Raw genomic sequence first — 3,578 nt, forward strand, 5'->3', positions numbered from 1 at the left:
AATGGGTTTGGACGACTTCATTTTATCAAAAAAAGGGGAGGGAGAGGTGCTTTTTTGTGTAAAAGATTGATTTACAAGCAATAAACGAAGAAATAAGCTATAAAACAAACCAAATTTTTGGAAATACGCTGAGAAAGCGAGGGAGTCAAAAATGAAATTAACTGTCTTAGGCTTCTATGGAGGATACCCTACGAATGATATTGGAACAAGTTCTTATTTATTAGAGTCGGATGGGTATCACTTATTATTGGATGTAGGAAGTTATAGTTTACTCACTCTAGAAAAGCATCTTGACCCTTTAGATTTGGATGCTGTGCTATTGTCGCATTATCATCATGATCATCATGATCATATAGCGGATTTAGGGGTTCTTCAGTTTACTCGAAAATTAAAAAAGGATGAGCAGGGGAATCGACCGCATACATTACCTATCTACTGTCAAGACGAGGACTCATATCATTATGAGGATATGACTTTAGATAATGTCAGCCAAGGGATTAAGTATAATCACAGTGAATCTATTGATATAGGGCCCTTTAAAGTGTCTCATATGAAGACACTCCACCCTGTCCCATGCTATGCTTTTAGAATTGAGGAAAAGAAGACAGGGAAGGTTCTTGTCTATACAGCGGACTCAGGATTCTTAGAAAAATTCATTCCTTTTTCTACAGAAGCGGATCTATTAGTGGCCGATAGCAATCTATATAAAGGAATGGAAAATCACACTGTGCATATGACAGCTAAGGAATGTGGTATGATAGCTCATAAAGCTCAGGTCAAAACACTGCTTTTATCACACTTGCCTCAAACAGGTGAATGGGAGCAATTACTTGAGCAGGCAAGGGATGAAGCACCTGATACAACGGTTCTTTTAGCTGAGAAAGAACTGGAATTGATTATATAATAGGAGGAACACAATGTATTACGTTAAAAATGAACGCAATGGAGAAGAAATTCATGATCCCCAACTTAATTTGGCTATCGAGTACTATCTTTTAAATGAAGTGGTACTGGATGAACCTATTTTACTGTTTTACATCAATGATAATTCTATCATTATTGGACGAAACCAAAACACCTATGAAGAGGTGAATACGGATTATGTAGAAGAGAATGACGTGACTGTTGTTAGACGCTTTTCCGGTGGAGGAGCCGTCTATCATGATATGGGTGTCTTAAACTTCTGCTTTTTAACTAAAGACGATGGGCAGTCATTCAGAGACTTTAAAAAATTTACGACGCCTGTCATAAATGCTTTGCATCAAATGGGTGTAGATGGGGCTGAATTACGTGGACGAAATGACCTAGTGATTGATGGAAAGAAATTTTCAGGCAATGCCATGTATGCTAAAAATGGCCGTTTAACCTCTCATGGAACGCTGATGTTTGATTCGCAAATAGAAGCAGTAGTCAGTGCTTTAAAACCAAAAAAACACAAATTAGAATCAAAAGGAATTAAGTCAATCAGAAGTCGAGTGACTAACATTAAACCTTTCTTGGATGATTCCTATCAATACATGAATGCTAAAGATTTTAGAGATAAGTTGCTGCTTTATATTTTTGATACGGATAAAAGTGAAGATATAAAGGAATATGTGTTGACAGAAGAAGACTGGAAAAAAATAGATGCTTTCGCAGACCAGTATACGGCTAATTGGGATTGGAATTACGGAAAATCTCCAGCGTTTGATATGGAAAGAAGTGAGCGACTATCGGTTGGAACTGTTGAAGTTAAAATGAATGTCAGAAAAGGCGTATTAGAAGATATAAGAATATATGGTGATTTCTTTGGATTGGGAGAAATCGAAGACGTTGAAAATAAGTTAAAAGGAATAGCATACAACAAAGAGTCTATTAAAAAAGCAGTGGAAGAGATTGATATTCATAAGTATTTTGGCCAAATGGATAGCCAGGAGTTAGTTAATCTCCTTTATTGAGTCTTATTATCGAAAGAGCAGTATATCTGCTCTTTTTTTGTTCCTAAGCTTAGATTATAATAATTATAATCTATGATAAATAAGTTTTTTGTATTCTACAGAATAATCGCTATTATATAGCCTTTTTAAAGGAATCTTCATAAAGCATTTATACAAACTTGACAAAAGTTAGACAAAAAGACTTTACAAATGTTCACAACTGGGGTATAGTATTAATTGTGAGAGACAGGAAGATACTTTTAATTTATTAATGACTATATTCGAGAGGGGAAATACATAAAATGGTTAAATTATTTACAACACCAAGTTGCACATCGTGTAGAAAAGCAAAAGCATGGTTAGAGGAGTACAATATTGCTTATACGGAACAAAATATGGCTCATAGGCCACTAGAAGAAAAGGACATAAAAGCGATTATGCGTTTAACAGAGAATGGAACAGAGGATATCATATCTAAGCAGTCTAAAGCTTTTAAAGAATTAGATGTAGACTTAGATGATCTTTCTTTAAGTGAAATGTTTGAATTAATTCAAAACAACCCGACTTTAATTAGAAGACCAATCATCATGGATGAAAAACGTCTTCAAATTGGGTACAATGAAGATGAGATAAGACAATTTGTTCCTAGAGAAGTAAGAGAAATAGAATTACAAAAAGCTCAGAGGTTAGTAGCCTTATCTCAAATTTAAGTTTAGCAAGTCAGAATCGGCAAGTCACTTGTCGATTCTTTTTTATAAATGAACGAAGAGTAAAACCTGCTTGTATTTGCCCTACAGCTTTTGTATAATAGCTTAAGTGCCTATATTTTATGGGCATTTTTTATAAACAAACGGAAAGTATCATACTATGAAATTATTCCTTAGAATAGTGAGGTGCGGAATAATGGAAATTGAACACATTAATGAAGACACCATCCGTGTGACAATTGAAAATACAGATTTAGAAGAAAGAGGCATAACGTTTTTAGATTTGCTCGGTAATCAAAAACAAATCGAAAAATTTTTCTATAGTATTTTAGAAGAAGTCGATATTGATGAAGAGTTCCAAGAATCAGAAGCAGTAACGTTTCAGGTTATGCCCAATAACAATGGCTTGGAATTATTTATTAGTAAAGGGACGAATTTCCAAGAAAATCTTCCTTCACTTGATGATTTCAATAATGACAGTCCATCGATTGATAATTTCAACGAAGATGAATCAGACAAATCAGATGATGTAGAAGATTACTCTAAACAAGGACATAAGACTAAGGAAGTAGTCTTGGTTATGGAGAATTTTGAGCAAATGATACAGTTAGCTCAGAGTATGTTTTTAGAGAGTGGAACCTCAACGTTATATCACTATGACAATAAATATTACCTGCATATACTTTTCTTTGTAGAAGAAATGGATATTAGAACAAGCGAAGAAGAATTGGCTATCATCCTAGAGTACGGAGAAAAAAGCAGTGTTACCCCAGAAATATTAAATGAGTATGGGAAAAAGATAATGGAGACAAATGCTTTAGAGATAACACGTTATCATTTCAGCTAAATAATGAACAGACCGCAAAAGTTTACGCTTTTGCGGTTTTTTTATGGTCTTTGAAAACCCTCGGCTATGCCGGGGGTTCCGGAAAGCTTCCAGCGTGGGGTCAAAAAA

The 3,578-nt window shown here is 34.7% G+C and carries 4 protein-coding genes; all 4 read left to right on the forward strand.

Annotation, left to right across the window (positions count from 1 at the left end; genetic code table 11):
- Nucleotides 1-151: 151 nt before the first annotated feature.
- The 4 genes from ABDZ53_RS08620 (at nt 152) to ABDZ53_RS08635 (ending at nt 3,470) form a co-directional block, all read left to right on the forward strand.
- On the forward strand, nt 152-904 hold the full coding sequence (locus ABDZ53_RS08620; protein ID WP_343755573.1) for an MBL fold metallo-hydrolase: 753 nt from the start codon (nt 152-154) through the stop codon (nt 902-904).
- Between the two features lie 13 nt (nt 905-917).
- Nucleotides 918-1,937, forward strand: coding sequence for a lipoate--protein ligase (gene lplA / locus ABDZ53_RS08625; protein ID WP_343755575.1), 1,020 nt, complete (start codon nt 918-920; stop codon nt 1,935-1,937).
- A gap of 281 nt (nt 1,938-2,218) precedes the next feature.
- Complete coding sequence (gene spxA / locus ABDZ53_RS08630; RefSeq protein ID WP_343755577.1) at nt 2,219-2,626, forward strand: transcriptional regulator SpxA; 408 nt, start codon at nt 2,219-2,221, stop codon at nt 2,624-2,626.
- Between the two features lie 193 nt (nt 2,627-2,819).
- Nucleotides 2,820-3,470 carry an adaptor protein MecA gene (locus tag ABDZ53_RS08635; protein ID WP_343755579.1) on the forward strand — a complete coding sequence of 217 codons (651 nt, stop codon included), beginning with the start codon at nt 2,820-2,822 and terminating at the stop codon, nt 3,468-3,470.
- Nucleotides 3,471-3,578 lie beyond the last annotated feature (108 nt).

It is taken from the genome of Alkalibacterium iburiense, from assembly GCF_039521845.1.
Taxonomy (GTDB): domain Bacteria; phylum Bacillota; class Bacilli; order Lactobacillales; family Carnobacteriaceae_A; genus Alkalibacterium; species Alkalibacterium iburiense.